This window comes from Paenibacillus puerhi (assembly GCF_009846885.1).
Lineage (GTDB): Bacteria > Bacillota > Bacilli > Paenibacillales > NBRC-103111 > Paenibacillus_G > Paenibacillus_G puerhi.
The window spans coordinates 1-20,813 of record NZ_WUWM01000029.1; the positions used below are offsets into that span (position 1 = coordinate 1).

Consider the following 20,813-nt stretch of genomic DNA (forward strand, 5'->3'; position numbering starts at 1 on the left):
TACGTCCGGACCATTCCTTTCGACGCTGCTCTTTGTTCGACATGGGGCAACCTCCTGTTTGATTGGGTTGCCCTTATCTTCTCATGATTGGCCGTGAGGTAGAAGGTGGGTTGGGTTTGACGCTTACCTTCAATCCGATGTGACATAACAATCTTCTTCCCGTTAATGTCTAGAGGTTCGCCTTTCTTTTGTATAAATTGTTCAGCAATTGTTTGTGACAATTGAACTCCTCCTTAATAACCTGGTCTTCTGTAAGGGTCAACATTTGCATGATCCTGCGGCCATCTAGGAATAAAGTCCTTACCACCTTCCCTTTGAGGAATCGGTTCATGACTTAATTGCATAGATTCCATTCCGCCCTTATCAGGATTATACCTTTGTGGGGCATTTCCCTTCTTCATTCTTTCAACATTATCAGCACTATATTTTTCTGCTGCATTCGGGCTAGCCGCTTCATTCTTCCAAAATCTTGATTTCACCGTATTCCAAGCAGGGTCATTTCCTTTTGCAGTCGGCTTACGCCAACCTTCCAACCTTTAGAAGCATTTCCCGTCCCCTTAGGTGCACAACCCATTAAATTCTCATTATGAACCCAAACACCAAGCTCGCTGACAAAATAACTATGATAGTCAGCAACTTCGAAGTTGTATACGGTTTCTTGCCGATTTTCCACCGTAATATGTTCAATACTAATTCTAGTTTCATTACTTCGGAGCAGGACATCTCCAACTTGTAATTCTTCTGCTAGTACCCATCCTTTATCTTCGACCCAGAAAGGATGATTTCCTGTTGCCTCAATGGTCGTCTGATTACCAATATAGATAAGGTAAATAGAATCGGAGATCTTCTGAAACACCTGTAATACTTCTTTGTAGGCCTTTTCTCCCGTACTTTCCTCTCTAGAGAGAACTAGATCTCCAATTTGGATATCCTCGATCCGTTTATCGCCTTTATCGGTCAGTATCTTTGTATCAGCGGTAAAGCAGTTGCATGCATATTTCCCACCTAGCCTGGGGCTCTTAGCTGAATACTTGTATGTTTTCAAAAAACAGGCCCATCTTGGTGGTATCTAACCATTATCGAACTGATTAACGTAATGTAATAGCTTTATTTAGGTTATAAAATTAAAGCATTGACGTGCGACAAACGAAATGGAGTAATCTTTATACGGGTATTACATGGGTTATATGTGTTATTGGTGAATGATGATTCCATTCGTCACCCACCCCTTCAAAAAAGAAACCCAAAAGGCATGAAGCCAATCAGGTTTATGATGCAACTTATTCAAATAACATAAAAGCGTCATTTTGATAATAATATAAAAACGCATCAAACAACTCAAAGACAGATAATTCAGGACGTTGCTCTTTTGCATTTTTTACCATATCTTGAACATCACTCATATTGAGTGCGTATATTAAATTATTCTCTAGTGCAAATTGGGGTAACTCTTCGTCGTCTTCTAAGTCATCCATATTTAATACCGCACAATAGCTCGATATACTCCAATCTTTACTTACTGGGAGAAATAATGAATCCGCCCAAGAAAATTTATTCGAATATAATAAAACCTCTTCAAATTTAAGCAGTTTATCCATATTGAAAATTATCCTCTCTTTTTATTTATAGCGTTTAATAATTATCTACCTCCACCCCAATTTTCCATACCTCCTTTATTATCTGGGTGAAGAACGTTTTGAACATTACCTTTTGCTGTATGTTGGTCTCTTGGTACTAATTGAAGATTTCCCTCTTCAGTTGGATGATGATGCCAAGTAACATCGTTTGTAGGTGCTCTTCGGGGATAAGCACCTCTAGCCCCTGGTTTTACACCATCAACTATTCCTGGATATATCTTTTCCATTTTTTCGGCAAATTTAGGGTCTTGCTGAAATCTTTCGTTTAGTTGTTTATTTGCCTCCTGAAAATGCCTAGCATCACTTACACCAGGATAGTCTTTACCCTTTTTTAACTTAGCTTCAAATCCGACTTCATAAAAACCTGATTCAGGTGACCAACTACCATTACCCTTCCCCTTAGGTCCACAACCCATTAAATTCTCATTATGAACCCAAACACCAAGCTCGCTGACAAAATAACTATGATAGTCAGCAACTTCGAAGTTGTACACGGTTTCTTGCCGATTTTCCACCGTAATATGTTCAATACTAATTCTAGTTTCATTACTTCGTAGCAGGATATCTCCAACTTGTAGTTCTTCCGCTAGTACCCATCCTTTATCTTCGACCCAGAAAGGATGATTTCCTGTTGCCTCGATGGTCGTCTGATTACCAATATGGATAAGGTAAATAGAATCGGAGATCTTCTGAAACACCTGTAATACTTCTTTATAGGCCTTTTCTCCCGTACTTTCATCTCTAGAGAGAACTAGATCTCCAATTTGGATATCCTCGATCCGTTTATCACCTTTATCGGTTAGTATCTTTGTATCAGCGGTAAAACAGTTGCATGCATATTTCCCACCCAGCCTGGGGCTCTTAGCCGAATACTTGTATGTTTTTCCATCTAATTTACTAATCGAACCCTTAGGCAGCGGCTTCACAGCCACCCTAGTACTGCCAAACTTACTGAATGCACCTCCGAATAAAAATGTCGGATTCTCTTGTTTATATAATTCTTCTGCCTCTTTGAGTGAAATTCCCTTAATTATATTGAAACTATAAGTCAATTCGAGATGTTCGCCAAACGCGGAGTCCAACTGACCTATTTTTCTCTTGATGAACCCCCAGAAGCCGGAGTAATCTTTTCCACCAGTGGTACCATTTCGATGCAGAAATTCGTTGGTCCCTACAATCGACTCGATTTGTGCATCAGTTATCTTCCCATCATTTTGCTCCAATACAAAAAGCAATGACATTATCTTGGCTATTGTAAAGATACGATTGGGCTCACTCTCAGCAAAAGAGTCGTCTACAGCCAGATAATCGGCTATGAAGTCCATTTCGTGAACGGTTAAGTTATAATCGAATTTTATTCCACTCCGAATAGACCACTTATCATAGTTCATAAATTGATCTGGACTAATGATCAAATCCAATCTACCGATTTCAGTGGTAGTAATCTCCGAATCATACCCATCTTCATAGGACCAATCCTGTCTTTCTTGATAAGAATAAATGTCGCTGAAGAATAATAGTTCTCCCCAAAGCTTCGTGTCGACAGTTATGTCGTTATCTTCATACCAAACAAGATCACTAATTAAGCCCTTAATATTGTCGCCTTGCTCTATCTCAATAGGAGAGACCGTTTTATTATAAAAATCAGAATCAAATCGAATCAGTTCCGCTTTTTGCTTAATCTTAGCTTGGTCTGTGCTGAATGCACCGTACCAAGCACTCTTCAGCGCAATCATAATCGCTTGTGCTTCTGCATTCATCTTGCTGTCGCAATCAGCACCACCCGAACAATTGTAACCTTTGGTTATATCCTCATCGCTGCCTTTTAACTTCTCCAAAGCCTTTCGCAACAGATCCAGTTGATGGACTATATTCAAGTTACTTTCCGTAATTAACCGAACCCGAGAGAGCACTTTAGGTGGATAGGACTCCCCTTTGTGTTTCTCCATTTCTTGCGCTTCCGTTTCAATAGCTTTGGCTAAGTCCGGGCCCTGGTAGAGGATTTTGAATGCGTAGGATGCATATTTCGGCTGATTCAATAACACCCTTTTCTTACTTTCCGCATTGCTGGTTCGCCCGAGGAATCTTACCTTTTGGGTATCAGGCTCTATCAGCGCGTAAGCGACATGTTGGATTTGGTTGGACGGCTGTACCCCCAAATCAGCTTCCACACTGTATGAATGGATAGTTCCATCCTTTGCTTTGTAAGTGATATAGAAATAGCCATCGGAAAACTTATTGAATACGGCGCTGCCCTCTCCACAGCCATTCGGTACGTAGCTACAAGGATTATTCCTTAAGCGAAGTGCTTTTAAGGCGGATGCATATTGCATAAACCGGTTAAACTCGCTCTTTACCTCGTTATACGACCACCATGTATTGATATGCTCGGCAAGCCGTAGGAAAGCCGTACTGTTCATGTAATATTCGTATGAGGCGTAGGGGGTAATTGGCAGCTGTTCGAGTGCTGTTGTGTAAAGCTGCTGAACTTTAGCACTGCCGTCTCCTACTTTAAACTCTTCATACCCACCGTTCACAGGCCCATCGTCGTTGTAGATTTTCGTGTCAACAACCTGATGAATGTTGATCTTCTGATACGTATAAAGCGGATTTGTTATATCGTTTTCATCTAAGCCGCTGTTGAGCAAGGCAATATTTGATGACAGCAGCCACTCTTTGGCAGCAGCATCTGGGGAGGACAAAATGGCCGCGGCGTAATTCCCTATGAGTTGGGTAAGCGTATCGCTGAATGTCCGTATCTCGTTTAAGTAAATCAACATCTCGTTGCGATGCTGCGGCTTGATTTCATAAAGATGATTGACGATCTTGTTGTAGTATTCGAGGAGATCTGAACGGTATTTCTCTGCTTCAACAATATTGTTCTTGAACGCTTCGATATCTTGCGCATACAGATCAACAATCGCTCCAGGAGACGCATTGATATCTCTAGAAAAGATACTTGTTGTTGGTGAGTCGGGGTGATCGATCGCTTCAAAAAATCCGCCTGTTTGATTGTAATGTCGTAAATATAACAGCTCGGCCCCGTCGCTGATTCCGTCCCCGTCTGTATCTGCTTTGGTTGGGTCTAACTTAACCCAGCCTTGGAACACGCCGTTATACCCGATCGGAATACCGCTTAACTCAAGCTCATCGGGAATTCCATCTTGATCATTATCGGTTAGATCCGTGGCTTTAAGAAAAGAGATCGCGATATCGTCCAATAGGATAACGGTATCGTAGTCGGCATCGCCTTGATCCTCAACGAAGAATGTAATCGTGCCTTTTCCTTTGCCTGAGTACTGGGATATATCAAGCTGCACGCGGTTCCAAGTCGTCATATAGGCAGTTTGATCACCGCCATCCAGATTGAGGCCCGGTATGGAAGTCCAGGTTGAGCTATTAACAGCTTCAGTAGCGAGAGTGACGGATGTTCCATCAGGAAAACTCAGACTCGCTACGAAGCGGTCATCATATTCGCTGTCTACCCATTCCATAGGCTCTTCGGATACTACGTTGTAGTTAAAAATAATGGATTGAGCGCCTTCGGGTACGGTGATGCTTCTGGATATGGAACTGAACGAGTCCTCTACTGCATTCATCCCCGTACTCAGCAGTGCCATATATTTCCCATGAGTCGGTAGAATGGAGCCTAGCTGTGTAACAACCCGAACATCGCCTTGCTTGTCCCAGGCATCCAGGCTTTGATCTTCGAAGGACGTGTTGAATGATTCTGAACGGATAGATAACTTACGTTCCCCATCCAATTGCAGAAGATTATTTCCTGCTATAGCGTTCTTTTTAATATGATCATAGGCTTCACCCGCTGTTTGATTCTGCGTTAATAATGCCTCAAACAGTTTTGTAACTATAGCCTGATCCTCTGAAACTTTTATCGCGCCTGTATACCCCAGGTAGGTCTTCGCCCCGGATTGAAGAAAAACTTCCGCAAAACCGCCTTTAGACAGACTCAAGCAGCTTGCATTAAAGATCAGACTATTAGGCAGGGTAACTTTGTAAAAGGTAAAAAAGTCGGGTGTCACGGCATAGTTACCGTCTATGATGACTAGACGTTCAGCCTTCACATCTGCCTCATACTTGTCCTTGTTGGCAGCAGTAGCCTTTTCCCCGGTGAGAATGACTTGCTTTTCTTCTAGTTTGCCTCCATATATTTCACCGTGAGTATCCAACAAGATGACGCCATAGCTGCCAAGCTTCTTGAATATCTCTACCGTTACCGCTTCATCCTTTAACCGGTTGACATTATATCCTTGGGTAGCGTCGAATTTCTTCTGAAGCTCGTCGTAAGCGGCAGCAGTAAGCCCTTTGCTGGCAAATGGCGAAGCGATCAGCACATTGTTGCTCGACGTATACGCGGCTACGGATGTTGTGGAACCACTGGTTGTATTTGTCCATTGCCCGGTAACGCCTTCTGCTCCTTTCGTATCACCCGATCTGAGCAGATATGCCCCCTTTAATCCCTCCGTACTGGAAAACCAAATACTTCCTTCTGAAGCGGACAGGCCGGAGTCACGGATGTAGGCTTCCTGATCGAGCCATTTTATCAATCCTTCGGCACGCTGTTCAGCGGATTTCCCCAATAACTGTCCATCCAGATGTCGGAGCTTTTCGGAAACATCAACAAACTGTTGGTAATGCACTGCTGTTGTTCGTGTTAAGATCTCAATCCTAGATTCGTTGCTGGCTAGCTTGCCCAAAGGTGTTTCCAGTTCTGCCCTGAACATCAATGTCCCAGGCTCATGCTCTTGAATCTCATATATTCCGCTATACTCGCCGTCTCCGCCGATATCATCGCCGAATGCAATGTTGCCGTCATCGTTCAAAGCGATAAGAGGAGTGGAAGCGCCATCACTCGAAACCCGAACAAGCACTATCTTATCCGGCTTGGAGGATGAACTGTTATTTAGTTTTATTGAGAACTTTACCGATTTCGCTTCATTTACGAATAAGTGAGGTTCACTTAGTATTAATTCCTCTTGAAACGCGTAATAGGGGTTATATTCATATTCCAGCTGCTTTGAGGCTTCGTTGCCCGCCTTGTCAAAAGCTTTGAGCGAGATCTTGTTAGTCCCTGGTTTCAATTTAATCCTTGGGATGTACCAATGCTCGGTTCCAACCGCCGTGCCGCTGTCCACTTCTTTGTCATTATGTATGGCTGAATAAATGACCCGATCCAGCCCTCCGGCATCATTGGCAGTTCCGGATAAGCTCACATGATCTTCCAGAACAAATTGTTTAGTAAGGTCATTCTTATCCGTCAATTGAATACGAGGCTGGTCTACATCTTTAATAATCTCTATCGAATCCTGGTAGGACTTACCGTGACCATCCGTCATCCTTACGGTGACTTGTGTAGAAGGCTGCATAAGCTGCAGGTCCCCGATTATCCATTGATCTTGTGCCGGTACTTCACCTGTACGGCCATCATCGGTACGATACTCGATCTTGTCTAGCTGTCCTGCCGCGAGTCCGGTAAGGCTGATCGTATCTTCCTTCGTGTAGTGCTTGTCAGCGGCAGGATTCCTAATCGTGATAAAAGATGCCTTCGCATCTGCGTCAGTTGTTTCCAGATAAGGAGTATGGACACGAATAACGCTCTGATTGTCCTGCAGCACTTGTGCAAAACGATCAAGAATAGTTATGGATTCAGCCCGTGTCAGTGAGCGGCTGGGCCGAAAGGTATGGTCCGGGTAGCCAGACAGCACATCAAGTTGCGATAAACGGAGAATAGAGGAACTGGACCAGTTGGCAAAGCTCACCCTATCCGTAAAATCAATGAATGATTTTGTCGCCTGCTTGGAAATGTCCTTTTCTTCCAGCATTCGGTATAAAATCACGGATGCTTCTTCTCTTGTTATTCTATTGTGGGGCAGGAACGTCCCATCTTGATAACCTGATACATAACCTGACACTCTAGCAATGGCAACATCTTTATAAAACCAATCTCTCGAAGAAATATCGATAAAGTCGGGTTTCCCCTGGTACTGGTTCAGCTTAAACTTACGATTAATCAAAGCGACAAACTCTGCGCGAGTGATGTCTCCATCCGGCCTGAATGTATCATCCTCATAGCCCTTAATTAATTCTTGGCTGAGCCATTGGTCAACTGTTTTCCTTGCCCAATGGTTTGCTGTATCTGTAAATCCTGACGGCCTTGATTCAGCCGATGCGGGAATACTGGGTATAAGCAAGCTGCATATAAGAATCAGGGTGATCAATTTTCTGAGTAACATACCTTCGCTCCTTTCAAACATGATCATCGCCCACCGGTCCTACAAGTAATCCATGTAAGACCGGTGCGCTTCATCTATCAATTCCCCGAACTACGAAAATCATGACTAGCCGAATAATCCGACTCATATAAAATGATGTCCCCGCTGTCAAAGAAGAACGTATTCCCCTTGGAGTCGGTGTCCTGCTCGACTTGCCCCTCGATGCTCCACATATCGACGCCGGCCGGGAGGCCCGGATGGATTGGTACCCCTGCCTCGATGAGAGGCGGCGTATTCGGCGTCTTGTAGCCGAGCAGCTTCGTATGCTCGTCGTTGTTGCGAACCGTGTAAATGCCGAAGTTGACGATAATATTGCCGTCCTTCAGGAATTCCGGCTCAACGCCGGTTAACACATTTCCGTACTGCTTCGCCAAGGCATGAATGTCCGTGTCCTTCTTCAAGATGTAAGGACTGATCGGAACGTGGTATTCCCCGAACCAATGCTGTACGCTGCGCAGTGCACGGTCTCGGTCTACCCCGCCAGGCAGCACAGCCGGCAGGCCTTCCAGAACACGCGCCCGGTAGGGCAGAATAACCGGTTTGTTCGCCGTTCCGAAGCCCTCGGTGATGGCTGTCTTGCGTTCCAAGAACTGGCGGTAAAATTTGTTCCAATCGGTTTCCGCCGTTTGCAGGTAGGTGAACTCGAACTTGGCCGTATTCTCCAAATCCTGCTTCGGAATATCGCGCTTCGCCGCGGCAAGCACCAAGCTGCGTGTAAATAGACGCTTGTCTTCCTCGGAGCCGACCTTGATCAGCTTGTTGTCTCCGGTCGTGTTGTAGTAGAGATCCACTTGCTCCTTGCCGGTTCCGTCACGCTTGACGAACCAGAAGGTCGGCTCGATTCGAATGCCCTCGCCTACATGCCAATAGTTGCCGATCGTCTTAAAATCGAAGGAGATCGGGTAGCCGTTGTGGGCAACGGTATCCAGCTGTTCCGGATGCGACCCGTGGCGAATCGGAAGCACCCACTTGCCGCCAGGTACGGCCGGAACCTGAGGAATGCCATTCGGATCGTTGGCGCCGGACACATACTTCTGTCCCGTATGCTCCTTCGTACCCGGCTTGCGGAACACGCTCTCGAAGCGGAAATCGCCGATATCCGTTACCCGGAAGCTGTGTACGCGCCCCGTCACTCCCACGTCGATGATGTTAGATGCGCAGGTGAACCGGCGATCTCCGTTCAAGCTCATTTGACATTTGTCCGGGTTCCGGTCTGTCGGTTCGTTGATCGCCCATGCCTCAGTACGGACTTGATAGTCGCCTTCATCGATCCAGGTCGGCATGATGAAATCCATCTGATCCTGACCGACAGGGAAGTCGATCGGCGTTTGCTCCGGGTAATAAGTAATCCCTGCCGCATCGTACACGCCGAATGGGAAAATAACGCGTTTCTGCACGGTGTACTTCGCATAATCCCGGTCCCCGTACCCTTGGAATGGCATATGCATGGCCGTCTCGTCGAACTGAACCGTAAACGGACGGTCGAGCACCAGCACGTGCTTCTTCAGATCCTCAGGCATAAGCTTCATCCGCTGGTCGAAGCCTCGATTGGTATCCGGTATTTCGGAGTCGTTCACGACAGGCGTATGCACGGTTACGCTATTCGGTCCGAGTTCAAAGTCCACCGTGTCCGTTGTGCTGTTCACTGAATTCGGTGTCAGCGAGTAGGTGAGCGTCCCCGTGGATTCATAGACGTTATTCGCCTGTTGCGGCTGGATAGCCAAATTCGGTTCATACAGCACATCGCTATGAATAGTTGTTGGCTCCGGGATGGTACCGGGCATCGGTGCGGCTTCTTCCATCCAGGCAGGGTCCATCACCGTCGTCGAAACGTTGAATATAAACTTGTCGTTCCTAACCGCGACCTTACCGACTTGAGATTCGGCAGTCGATTCAAAGCCGGAGTAAAAATCCTCCCCGGACATGCTGCCGCTATAATAAGTCGTTGAACCAAGATCCACGTCCACACTTTTGGGTACAGGGAACTTCGCGTGATCGGCCTCCGCCAGGCTGTGCCACACTTCCGAGGTCGGTGCCGTGTAGTCATGGGGCTGCAGGAGCGTTTGACCGCCCGGCATCGCAAGATTGCGAAGGAGCGCATCCCTTATCCCATAGATAGCCAGCTTATCAATAATGTAATAGGTGTAAGGGCGACGAACGGAATACGTTCGGCTGTACTCGCTGGAAGAACCGTATACCGTTTCACTGTATGAGCTTGTACATGTCGATTCTTTCCCTTCGGCATCCAGACATGAATAGGACTCGCTCACTTCCTCATACCAATACGGCGTATACGACTTCCTCACGGTAATCGAATACGTCTTCACTCCCGTTACCGCCTTATACACAAATTCATGTAAATACGACCTTGCATTCGTCAAATTGGCATAAAGCGATTCGCTGCCTGGAATACCTTGGGCCACATCGAATTGCTCGCCACCCCGGGACATCGCCTTAATAACCGTCTCATGATCGGTAGTCAGCGACGTCACGCCGCCGCTGGCATTTTTCAGGATCGTCTTGGTGGCGAAGTCTTCGCCTGCCGGCGCATCTTTCCCGTAAACCCTTATTTTCGCCGCGACCGTTGTGCTAGCTCCGCTCGTCGGCACCTCGAGAGCCATGCGTATGCTGCTTGATTTGCCTTCCAGCTTGCCGCTCTTGCTGCCCAAGACGGTCGCGTTAGACAATTCCACAATCTCATACGATTCCAGCTCGGTATTGCTGTTGAATACAGCTTCCAATATACCGCTCACATTCGTCTGGGTACCCGGGATATGCTGAGGTACATGAAGGTTGAGATCGACGGCTACGCCGAGAGCCGCGCGGGGCCGATAAACGCCCCACATGTAGTGGCCGTCAGGTCCAACCCGCAGCTTCACGTCTCGCATGGTCGACGCGGCCGTTTGCACATGGGTCGGTGATGCCGAAGGCTCTCTTGTTGTCGTATAGGTACGAATCAAGTCATACAAAATACTTTCTTTGTGCAGCGTTGCCGGGAACAAGTAGGAGGCGAACTGCTCGCCCTCTCCATAAGGGTAATTTCCTACATAAGCGTCATTCTGGATGACGTTCCCCTTCTCGTCGACAAACTTGGCGTCCACGCGTGCGCCATCCCCGTCGTATACGGCAACCAAATTGGTTCCGCCGTAGGCAACGGTAAAGTTACGGGACGTAACGGATGCCCCCACCTCGAACGACCGCGGACGAGGCAGCGGGTCTTGAATCCGTTCCAGCCACGAAGAGCGCAGTTGAAGGGTTGCTCCATTCACCTCCAGCTGGCGGTCCAACACCATTCGGCCGGGGTACGCACCAGCCGCATACTTGCCGACTAGAACGGGCTCCTTAAGATCCCGGCCTTCCTCGTCGCGATAGATCACATACAGAGGATTCGAGCTCGTAAACCGGACCGGGATGTCGTAGAACTGCCGAAATACGCTGGGCGACTTCCATTCCTCCGCAGCCCTGACATCTGCTAATGTCAAGTACTCGCCTTGCATCGGCACATCTTGTCCTTGCTCGTTTTTCTTCAAAATTTTCATGATGGGGGAAAAATACAGCTCCTGACCTTCCACCAGCTGCCCGAAGCCGCTTGCCCCAAACTGCTTGTCAACCTCCGACTTTAATATTCGATACGTCGTATATACCCGTCCCCTTTGCTTGACCGGATCGCCGGTGGCGAAATTACGGAATATCGCCTTGGCTCCGCCATCCCAGAACGGATCGCACTGCTGATTCCAAATCTCAAGACGAGGGTCTTGACAGTGTCTCTCCTTGCGCACGATCCATCCCACGATCTGATATTTGCCGGTTGGCGTTCTTGTCGTGTCGGCTGTCGTAAACACGAGGTCGCCGTTCGTATCAAACTCGATGGAAACTCTCGCTTCAGCGGTTTGCAGCATCGTGGTGAATAGAAGCACGGTTATGATGAACAACCAGATCCCACGCCTTCTGTGCTTGCTCATCCATTCACAGCTCCTCTCGAATATTGGCCACAGGTGTAAAAAACAGATGATCATGTCCGGTTACGCCGTAATAAGGCCATGGGTTGCCTGTCGTGTTCGTAGAGAGCAGAATGTCGGCATAACCGGAATACCATACCCCTCTCTTTAGCTTCACTTCATAGGACGATTGGAAGGCATCCAGGAGCACGCCGTACTCCGCATCGGATTCCAGAATCAGAAACCGGACATAGGTCCTCATGACATACTTATTGCCGTCCTGCCGATAGGTCATGGATGGCTCCGGTTCCGCCCAGCCCTCGATGCGGATGCGTTGTTCTTGGACGCGCTGCGCATATTGAATACGGGCCGGGCTGTCGACGCTCGTTTCGTTCATATAGGGAACAAAATGCTTCCACCACTGCTCCGGCTCGATCTCGTTGTAGTCCACATTGAAGACAAGATCATAATAGCGCTTGATTCGATTAGCCCATTGATCCAGATGCTCCCGGTTCAGATTCGGGTCGTTGAACGTTATGGCAGAGCTCAGTCGCTGCTGATCGGGAGCCTCACTCGTCCGGGTCCGATAACCTAAGCTGTAAGCGTTATTAGGAATATCAGCAAGCACATAGGGCCAGTCGGCAGCGTTGGCCGGCAGCGATTGTTGACGTATCATGCGCCCCCAGGGATCGAGTTCAGGCGAGCTTTGCTCGAATTCGCTGTCTGTGATCTTAACCGTATAGGCTTCATGATCCCACACCACCTTCACGCCCAGCGCTTCCGAAACAAATCTGAGCGGAACCAGCATTCTCCCTTCCTGTATAACGGCTTTCGTATCCAGCTCTACGGACTGCCCGTCAACGAGAGCCTCGCTCTCATTCAAACGGATGACGATATGCTTGCCCCCGAGCTCGAACGCCGCCCAGCCCTCATCGTTCCACGTGATCTTCGCTCCCAGCTGCTCCGAGATCAAACGAACCGGAACCATGAGCTTCTGATTCGCATCGACATACGGCTGGATGTCCGGAAACCGCACCTTCACCCCATTGACGATTACCCCCGGACGGACTTCAGCCGCCGCACTGAAGGGACAGCTGAGCAGCAGCAAGGCAGCTCCCAGCCAGGCGGCATAGAGCATTCGTCCTGTACACTTGAACATCCGGCACCCCCTAATTATCGCAAGCTCGAATAAAGTAGCCTTTCCTCGCCGCCTCTACCGGATCGAAGAAGACCTCGTTCGTCGTTGCTGCCGATGACGGCAGGCATGCTCTCGGTACCGCTTCCGGCAGTCCGTTCGAGCCGACCGTACCGACCAGCTCCTTACGTCTCACTATGGAGCCGCCGCCAAGCGAGAAAGCATCGAGCCGCTCCCCGCCGGGCAGCGGATATCCTTGCAGAATGGCCATCAATCCGACATGCTGAAGCGGTGCGTCCGCCAGACCTCTCGGAAGCGAGAATTGCAGCGACAGCCCCATCCGTTTCACAAGCTCCAAATGCCGATTGATCGCCCCTCCCAAGTCCGTTTCGATATGAGAGGCGATGGTCTGCCTGCGCAGCTCCTCGAAAACTGCTTTATTCGGAACCGCTGTCCCCATATAGATCTTCAGCTCTTCATAAGTTCCTTGCACCCAGGCAAAGGGGCTTCCTGTCACATTCTGATAATAAGGCGTCACGTACATCCTCAATTCATCTTCCAATGTAAAATACATGACGTTGCCGTTAGGCAGCATATACGTATAAGGGCGAACCGGCCATATCGCAGGCTCCAGATCCCCATCTGCCGTATCCTCCAGCGTAATGATCACATAGCCGTCGTAGCGGAGGAATACCATGGCCGGAATATGAAGCATAAGATTGTTCAGCTCGACCTTGTTATTGTCGATTCCAAATTTCAGCGCAAGGTTGCGCTTGAACACTTCCAGAGTCTCCTCATCGATCTCCAGCTGCTTGGCTTCGTTATACTGGATGCTCTGCTTCTTCTGCTGAGCCTCGAATGAGGTCAAATAAAACGCGGTGTCATCCACAGCTGCCTGGAAGGCGTCACTGTATCGTTGTTGCATGCGCTCGCTGCGGTTGCTTACCGTTTGCTGCAAGTCGTGCAGGATCACGAGCGGGAGCGCCAAGATAAGGAAAAGCAGAAGCAGATCAAGGGGCCTCACTGCGGACCATCCCCCCGTAGGTGATCATGATCGGTATATCCGTACCGGAACGAAACATGATATTGCGCAATCTGGAGCTCAGGCTCTGTCCCTTGGATTGGACTCTCACCTGGAACAAATCCCCTGCCTGCATACCGTAATATCTTCGCTCGTCGTCTTCCGCGATCGGTGTGCTGCTTGGATCAGGATAGACCTTGTCCAAAATGTCTAAAGTGAAAGATCCGATATATTCTATCGTGAACCTGTTCGTGAACGTCGATCCGTTGTAGACGGGCTGGATCGTCTTCTTGAGATGCTCCAGCTGAACGTCGAACACCATGCCGGTGCCATCCAGCCTGCGCAGCAGGATGTTATAGTCGATGGGGGCCACATAGCCTTTTCCCCGAACCGTATCAACGAACTCCTCCACGGCCGATCCCGCTGCCTGCCGGGCGAGCTCCTCCGTTCGGTCGGCCACCCGCATCGCAGGATAAATCATAAAGCCGATGACGAGCAGGACGATGACGACTATCGCTTTGAACGCATCAACCATCATTTCACCACCTATGGCGTTCTGTTCGCGGTAACACTCTTTACCTTGTTGTCCGCATCGCGTGTGACCGTTATCCGGTACGTGTAACTGGGCACCCAGCGCAGGTCGAAGGCGGAGATATCCGTCGAGTCGTCGAACGTGCCGATCCCCTCGATGGCCAGATCGTACTCCCCGTTCAGCGCATAAGGGATCATCCCCAGCACCTGCACGCCCGTCAACCGGGACAAATCTGCAGTCCCTTCATACGGTCCGGCGAATAGCTGCGGTCTGCTGAAGTCTTTGGTCCCGGCTGCAAAATGCTGCTCGCTTGTCAGAAACCAGGCGGCTCCCATGGCAAATAGTACCCAAGCGAACAACGTCTGTAAGAAAGTACGCAGGATGTCCATGATGCCGCTCCTCGTGCAGGATGTGGGGGAGGCCTTCAGCCTTGGGCTGAAGGCCTTTGATAATTATTACTTCACTTGCTGATCAAACGTAATCAAGTGGACGTCTCCGTTATCATCTCGATAAACCTTGGAAGTAAATCGACCTGTCTCCGTGATGAAGTGGTCCCCGCCCTGATTGATCATTTGAGAATAAGTTATTGTAGGGGTACACTCCGCAGGTCCTCGCGCTATTCCACTGCTAGTAGTAGCATCCAGACTGAAGCATGCCTTTGCCTTTGATGTATTTTCGGCAATGAATGGTGTTTTTTGCTTACCCGTTGAAATCCGTACTGTAAACTCAGGTGTTGTTTTGAAACGTTGAACAGCCTCTAATACATCTTTCCCCGAAACGCTCGTATTCTCATAAATTTCATATTCTGCCTTGTTCAGCGATAGTGACTGAGACGCTGACTGGTCTTGCGCCCTCTTGAGATAACCCGACGAAACCAAATAAATGCTGATACCTGCCGCCAAAATAAGTAGCGTGAGAATAATGCCGATTGCCCATTTCAACCCTGCCGAAACGTTTTCCATTTCCATCTTCCTCCTAAAATATATTATTTATGTTAGTGCATCTTAAAAAAGATGCCTGTAACCCGATTGTTTGCGTCCTTGACCAAGGTTGAACGGAACCGACGTTGCGGCGCGACATAGTGGCCGCTGCTTGTATTTGTTATATTGGCATCCGTGACATTGCAGCTAGGCATAGTACTTCCGTTTAGTTTTCCTGTATGGTAGTCAATGGCCGGACAGGCTGTGTTATCTCCGTTCGGCGTCATACCAAATTGTATGGCCCCGCTGTTCATCTCCACATACAGATGAAAGGCATCCAGCGAATAAAATCGCCTGTACGCCGTTACAAGCTGAGACCCACTGACAAGCTGGCTGTCATACGCTGCAAATTGTGCTTCGTACATCAAGCGGGCTTGTTCTGCAGCTTGGCGTTGGGCAGCGGCCCCGATCGGTTTCGCATTGTTCCACAGGATTAATCCGGCACTGATCATGGCGAGTGTTATGAGAATTCCGACTGTCCAGTACAGAAACTTGCTGATATTCTCCACACGTCCGCCTCCTATATGTTATTAGTAACACTGCTAAGCTCGCCCAACTGCTGGAAGGCCATGTAGCCGAAGGGTATCATCAAATACAAAGCAAACGTCGCATGGAGAGGCAAGAACCCGACGAACTTGCCTATCGAAACCTTCCGTTTGATCATCTGCTCATATTTCAGCTTCCGCTGTTCCAACTCGAAAATACGTTCTTGCTCGATATCTTCAAATGCTTTCTTTACAGGTATTAAATCCGCTGCAACCTGAAGGCGGTCAATAATCCTCTCTAACGGCTGGAATTTCGTCTCGTCCCTAAGGTTATCCAAGGCATACGAGGGACCGGCCTCATAATCAATGACACAACGCAATAGCTGAGGTTCAAAAATAATACTGTACCGGTGCATCCAGTCCAGCATCTCCTTGACGCTGATCCGCGGTATAGAAGAGAGCATCGACACAATAGCAGTAAAACCGTCCACCTCGTTCTGCATTTCCCATTTCCTCATACTTCTGCGAAACCACAACATAAAATTCGGCATGTGATAGGAGAAAATAGCAAGCAAGAACGCGATTCCAAGTTCATACCATTTGTAGTATTCATCGCGATAAGTCATCACTTTTTTCTTCAAAGACTGATTGTATTTTTCGAGCGCTTGCATGATCGGCAGGAATGATTGTCCTTTAGTCTTTGACGAGATCCAAGAATCAAGCTCCGTTTCCGTCATATTGGCTTCCATGATTTCTTCGATTAACTTAGCCTCAAATTTCGCTTGCTCGTTAGCCCGGGCTTTCTCTCGGGCATCTACCCCTGTGGTGGTTTGTACCTTCGGATGACGAATATACTCCCGGATACTGTCATGCACATAATGCTGCACCACAACCACAGCCACGAATACGATGATCCCCGCTGCGAGCTTCATCAAGTAAAGCTCCTTGATGGAGGACCCCGAGCTGGCTTCCTTGAGCCGGGTAATCGTCCGGAAATACGCCGGTTCCTCGACACCAGGTGTGATTCGATCGATAAGCCACCTGACCCATAGCCAACTCAGCAGTCGGCTTGTCCAAGTATCCGAAGAGCCTTCCTGAATCACATTCCCCCCGTCAAATCCGCGAATCAACCGAAGTCCGAAGAAGGCTCCCATCACAAGTAAATACAAGGCAATCAGCGAGTAGATGCCAGCCCGGGAAGCATAATACTCCCCCATGATCGGGAAGCTGCCTTCCCCCCAATTGCGCAGAGGCTCGATGAAGAAGAGCGGGCTGAAGGTGACGAATACGATGCCGGCGAGCTGCGCATCCAGCCGCTCCCGGCGGAGAATATCCATACGGATCTCCTCGTTGATTCGTCCTAACGCGTTAAGGAACAACGACTGCTCCCCCTGCTTTTGTCCGACATCACCGTTTTCCATGACGCTGTAGCTGATGCCCGCCAGGAGCTTGGCGTAGCGGTTCGGTGCGATATCATAATATTTGCGGAGCTCCTCTTCGGGATCGACAGCGCTCAGCACTTCGGCTATTTGTCTGGCGTGCACGGCTACTTGCGGTTCGATGCGATCCGCTACGCGCTCCAGCGATTCCACGACCATATGGGTCTGATGGTACTCATGACGAAGCTCCAGCAGCATGCTGGAGAAGCCGTAGAGCAGCTTCTTCTCCCGCTGCCCGATCATCAGGTCGGCCATGACTCCCCCCATGTACAAGGCCGCAAGCGAAATAGCTAAGCGGACGGTCCAGCTTGAAGTAAAGAGCAGCGCCAGCAACATGATGCCGATGACGACGGCCAGCGAGCTAACGGCTGTAACGGCCGTATGAATATCGAGCAGAATGCGGTCTTCGGCATACAACGCCGCCAGCCTTCTCCGAATGCGGAGTAGAAATCCCCGAACGAAGGGAACTTTCGCTAAGTAAGGGTAAAGCTCCGAGGTGAACTGCACCCAGGAACGCTTCTTCTTATTTTTCGGGATAAGCGTCCTCAGCTTCTGGAGCTCCTTGTAGGCCGGATTCTTGAGCTGCGACTGAACCGCTACGAGGATGAGGACAAACAAGATCAGAAGCAGAAGCAGAAATACGGCGAACCCGATGACGATATACAGGACATTCATGACGCGTTCCCCCAATTCTTCTGCAAGAATTGCCGGAAGCCGGCCGCATCCTCTTCGCTCATATGGCGGATCATCTCCCGCACGTTGCGCTCCTCCGGTCTGGCGACGGCTACGTATCGCCCCTCTCTCCACTCGATGACATTGTGATACTCGAACGTCTTTCGATCTGTTGATCGTTCGAAATATTCCGTCATCGTATCCATGAAGGCATCCAGCTTGCTGTGGATATCCCCCGCCTGCCGATACGAAGCCGGGTACGCCTGCGTGTCATTCACCGGCACGCATTCGGTAATTCGTTCGATGTAGCGACGCCCGGTCTCGTCTTTCACGAGATGCACGTTGAATGTAATCACATCGACGACTTGCTTCTCGGCAATCTTCTCGTTGGAAAACACCCCGGTAGCCAGCAAGCTGTTGCGAAGCGCATAGATCAGATTCGGGAATGTCTTCGCATGGTGCGTGAACAAAGTGAACAGCGACGCTACCTGGGCCATCTGAATCATCCAGCTTGCAATGGGATGACTCGCCACTTCGCCGAGAATATTGACCGCTCCGTCCGTCTTCTTCTGGATGTCGAGGCCCTCTTGCCCGCTGACCGTTACCGTTTCGCGGAACGAGAGGATGTTGCGCTCCGGGTATATTTTACGCAGTCGAAGCTCAAAGGCCATCTCCTGGATGCGCAGGTTGAGCGTGGCATCGATATGCCGAACCATGGCCATCAGAAGGGTCGTCTTGCCGGTTCCTTGCTGGCCCGTCACGCCGGTTACCCTCGCTCCCTTGACCAAATACTTCAGCATTTGGATCGCCAGCTCGGCATTCTCGTCACGCAGGAGCTCCTCCAGCTCTGCCTTGTGCACATCGAATTTCCGGACGAAGAACGCCCAGGATTCCGACATCTTCGGCCGAACGACGACGACCCGGCTGCCGTCCGCCATATCATTGACCATATAGCCGTTCGCTTCGTTCAGCTGCCCCGGGCTGCCGAATGTATAAATATTTTGGCATACACGCTTGAGCTCAAGCTCGCTGCCAAAGCTGAGGAACGAGAGATGAACGGACTTCCCCCGGTAAAAGATCCACACCGAATCATGCGCGCGCGGAATCGATCTGACCTGCGAATTCCGGAACTCCAGATCCAAGGACTGCGCCACATCGGGCGGCAAGCCGCTTGTTCCGCCATTGACTCCGTCAATATTCTGGTCGCGCAGCTCATCTATGACACCGAGCCCCTTATAGGACTGGTACACGCGCTGAACGATGATATCCAGCTTATCGCTCACGTTGAGCACCGGATTTTCCAGGCTGTAAATATGCCGGATTTGGTCGCCGTCGATCCGATAACCGCGTGATCCCTCGGGAGTCGACCTCAGTTCATCCAGCCCGTACTTTGTAATCAGGGCGCTGAGCGCGTTATAGCGGTGTTCCTTCTGATACTGATGCAGCAAAATGTCGAACAAATCCTGATCCGTCAGCTTGTCCGGTTTATCAAATGGCAGCACCAAGTTGAGCGTTGATTCTTGAAACCCGTACACCTTCACCAGCATATCCTTCATGAAAGCCTTTACGTATTTTTTGGCCGAGGTATCGCCGTGCATGCAGTTGCGAAGCGCTTTGCGCAGTTCGTTCCTACGGGCCTTGCGCCTGGCATATTCCTCCTCATTCAAGCTGGAGTCGTGAACCGAGGAGGAGGTCATCTCCTGCAGCGCCGAGCGCAGAAATTGCTGGATACCGGCAAGATCGTAGCGAGTATCGGTATTCATCTGGCCCCCGGGCTTCTTGCTGCGAAACAACACGGTGATGACGAAGGCTGCAATTCCCATGATCACGATAACGAGCAAGATAGTATTAAGCATCGACGATCGACCCTCCTGCAGCAGGACTCAAGTCCAGCACCTTCAGCAGCCTTTTGTTGAATAACCGGACATGCCTAAGCCAATCCGCCTCTTCGTTGTATTCCAGAAATCCGCTCTTCTGCGCCATGCAGCGAAGCAAAAAATCGAGGATGTTTTGATCCAGCAGAGCATCCATAAACTTGGTATTCCGGGGGACGATCCCAGTGTGATTGCGGGATAATCCATAGGCCTTGACCAATCGGTCTAAAGAATACTTCGACTTACGGTCAAACGAACCGATGTTATACAGCAGCTTCCGGTTCGCCAACGCTTCAGGCCACCCTGCCGAATCATAAGCGGTTTGACGGAGGAACACGTTCTGATTCAAATTAACGACGATTTGATCCGCAAGTCGAAGCAGCGTATCCGTTGCCGGATTGGCCCCACCTGCCGGCACATCTACGAATACGACATCATAATACTGTTTGGCGGCTGTCACGATAGGAGGAATCGCATCGCTCCAATCTTCATTCGCAGTCGTCTCAGTGCCTGCCAACAGATCGAGGCGGTCCTTCACGATCGACTCCGCATGGTCCCTCAGACCGATCGGTGTGAGAAGGTCGCATTCTACAAGTCTCTTAACCCCCTCCAAACCACCCAGGTGCCCGTGTATACGATCGTTTGGCCTCAGACGGCTGTACGCATTCTCCAGCATGGTTAATGCACCGTGCGTCTGCATGACCAATACTTTTACCTGATGATCGAGCGCTATCATCGTTGCTGCGGCGATCAGATTGCTTGTCGTGCCGGCTTGTCCGGGTACAGGGCTCCAATAAACGACCAACATGA

The 20,813-nt window shown here is 49.4% G+C and carries 15 protein-coding genes; all 15 read right to left on the reverse strand.

Annotation, left to right across the window (positions count from 1 at the left end; genetic code table 11):
* On the reverse strand, positions 1-221 hold a 221-nt coding region (locus tag GSF01_RS29850), incomplete at its 3' end, for a hypothetical protein (RefSeq protein ID WP_235941680.1).
* Positions 222-233: 12 nt separating this feature from the next.
* Positions 234-479 (reverse strand): hypothetical protein, encoded by a 246-nt coding sequence (locus GSF01_RS22360; RefSeq protein WP_159887521.1) that lies wholly within the window; start codon positions 477-479, stop codon positions 234-236.
* Entirely contained in the window at positions 476-1,045 is a 570-nt protein-coding gene (locus tag GSF01_RS22365) for a polymorphic toxin-type HINT domain-containing protein (RefSeq protein WP_159887522.1), read from the reverse strand. Before GSF01_RS22365 ends, GSF01_RS22360 begins: the two co-directional genes overlap by 4 nt.
* Before the next feature lie 235 nt (positions 1,046-1,280).
* The gene (locus GSF01_RS22370) at positions 1,281-1,598 is read right to left on the reverse strand and encodes a DUF7716 domain-containing protein (RefSeq protein ID WP_159887523.1); all 318 of its coding nucleotides are present in this window, start codon (positions 1,596-1,598) and stop codon (positions 1,281-1,283) included.
* 41 nt (positions 1,599-1,639) lie between these two features.
* Positions 1,640-7,888, reverse strand: coding sequence for an S-layer homology domain-containing protein (locus tag GSF01_RS22375; protein ID WP_159887524.1), 6,249 nt, complete (start codon positions 7,886-7,888; stop codon positions 1,640-1,642).
* A 77-nt stretch (positions 7,889-7,965) separates the two neighbouring features.
* Positions 7,966-11,889 carry a DUF5704 domain-containing protein gene (locus tag GSF01_RS22380; protein WP_159887525.1) on the reverse strand — a complete coding sequence of 1,308 codons (3,924 nt, stop codon included), beginning with the start codon at positions 11,887-11,889 and terminating at the stop codon, positions 7,966-7,968.
* Positions 11,890-11,893: 4 nt separating this feature from the next.
* Positions 11,894-13,024 carry a copper amine oxidase N-terminal domain-containing protein gene (locus GSF01_RS22385; RefSeq protein ID WP_159887526.1) on the reverse strand — a complete coding sequence of 377 codons (1,131 nt, stop codon included), beginning with the start codon at positions 13,022-13,024 and terminating at the stop codon, positions 11,894-11,896.
* A 10-nt stretch (positions 13,025-13,034) separates the two neighbouring features.
* Positions 13,035-14,024 (reverse strand): hypothetical protein, encoded by a 990-nt coding sequence (locus tag GSF01_RS22390; protein ID WP_159887527.1) that lies wholly within the window; start codon positions 14,022-14,024, stop codon positions 13,035-13,037.
* On the reverse strand, positions 14,011-14,559 hold the full coding sequence (locus tag GSF01_RS22395; RefSeq protein WP_159887528.1) for a hypothetical protein: 549 nt from the start codon (positions 14,557-14,559) through the stop codon (positions 14,011-14,013). The genes GSF01_RS22390 and GSF01_RS22395 overlap by 14 nt, the downstream gene beginning before the upstream one ends.
* An 8-nt stretch (positions 14,560-14,567) precedes the next feature.
* Entirely contained in the window at positions 14,568-14,942 is a 375-nt protein-coding gene (locus tag GSF01_RS22400) for a hypothetical protein (protein ID WP_159887529.1), read from the reverse strand.
* Between the two features lie 66 nt (positions 14,943-15,008).
* Positions 15,009-15,515: a hypothetical protein gene (locus tag GSF01_RS22405; protein ID WP_159887530.1), complete on the reverse strand. Its 507-nt coding sequence runs from the start codon at positions 15,513-15,515 to the stop codon at positions 15,009-15,011.
* A gap of 32 nt (positions 15,516-15,547) precedes the next feature.
* Entirely contained in the window at positions 15,548-16,042 is a 495-nt protein-coding gene (locus GSF01_RS22410; protein ID WP_159887531.1) for a hypothetical protein, read from the reverse strand.
* An 11-nt stretch (positions 16,043-16,053) separates the two neighbouring features.
* Positions 16,054-18,132 (reverse strand): hypothetical protein, encoded by a 2,079-nt coding sequence (locus GSF01_RS22415; protein WP_159887532.1) that lies wholly within the window; start codon positions 18,130-18,132, stop codon positions 16,054-16,056.
* The gene (locus GSF01_RS22420; protein ID WP_159887533.1) at positions 18,129-19,985 is read right to left on the reverse strand and encodes an ATPase, T2SS/T4P/T4SS family; all 1,857 of its coding nucleotides are present in this window, start codon (positions 19,983-19,985) and stop codon (positions 18,129-18,131) included. The genes GSF01_RS22415 and GSF01_RS22420 overlap by 4 nt, the downstream gene beginning before the upstream one ends.
* On the reverse strand, positions 19,978-20,811 hold the full coding sequence (locus GSF01_RS22425; protein WP_159887534.1) for a hypothetical protein: 834 nt from the start codon (positions 20,809-20,811) through the stop codon (positions 19,978-19,980). Before GSF01_RS22425 ends, GSF01_RS22420 begins: the two co-directional genes overlap by 8 nt.
* Between the last annotated feature and the right edge of the window lie 2 nt (positions 20,812-20,813).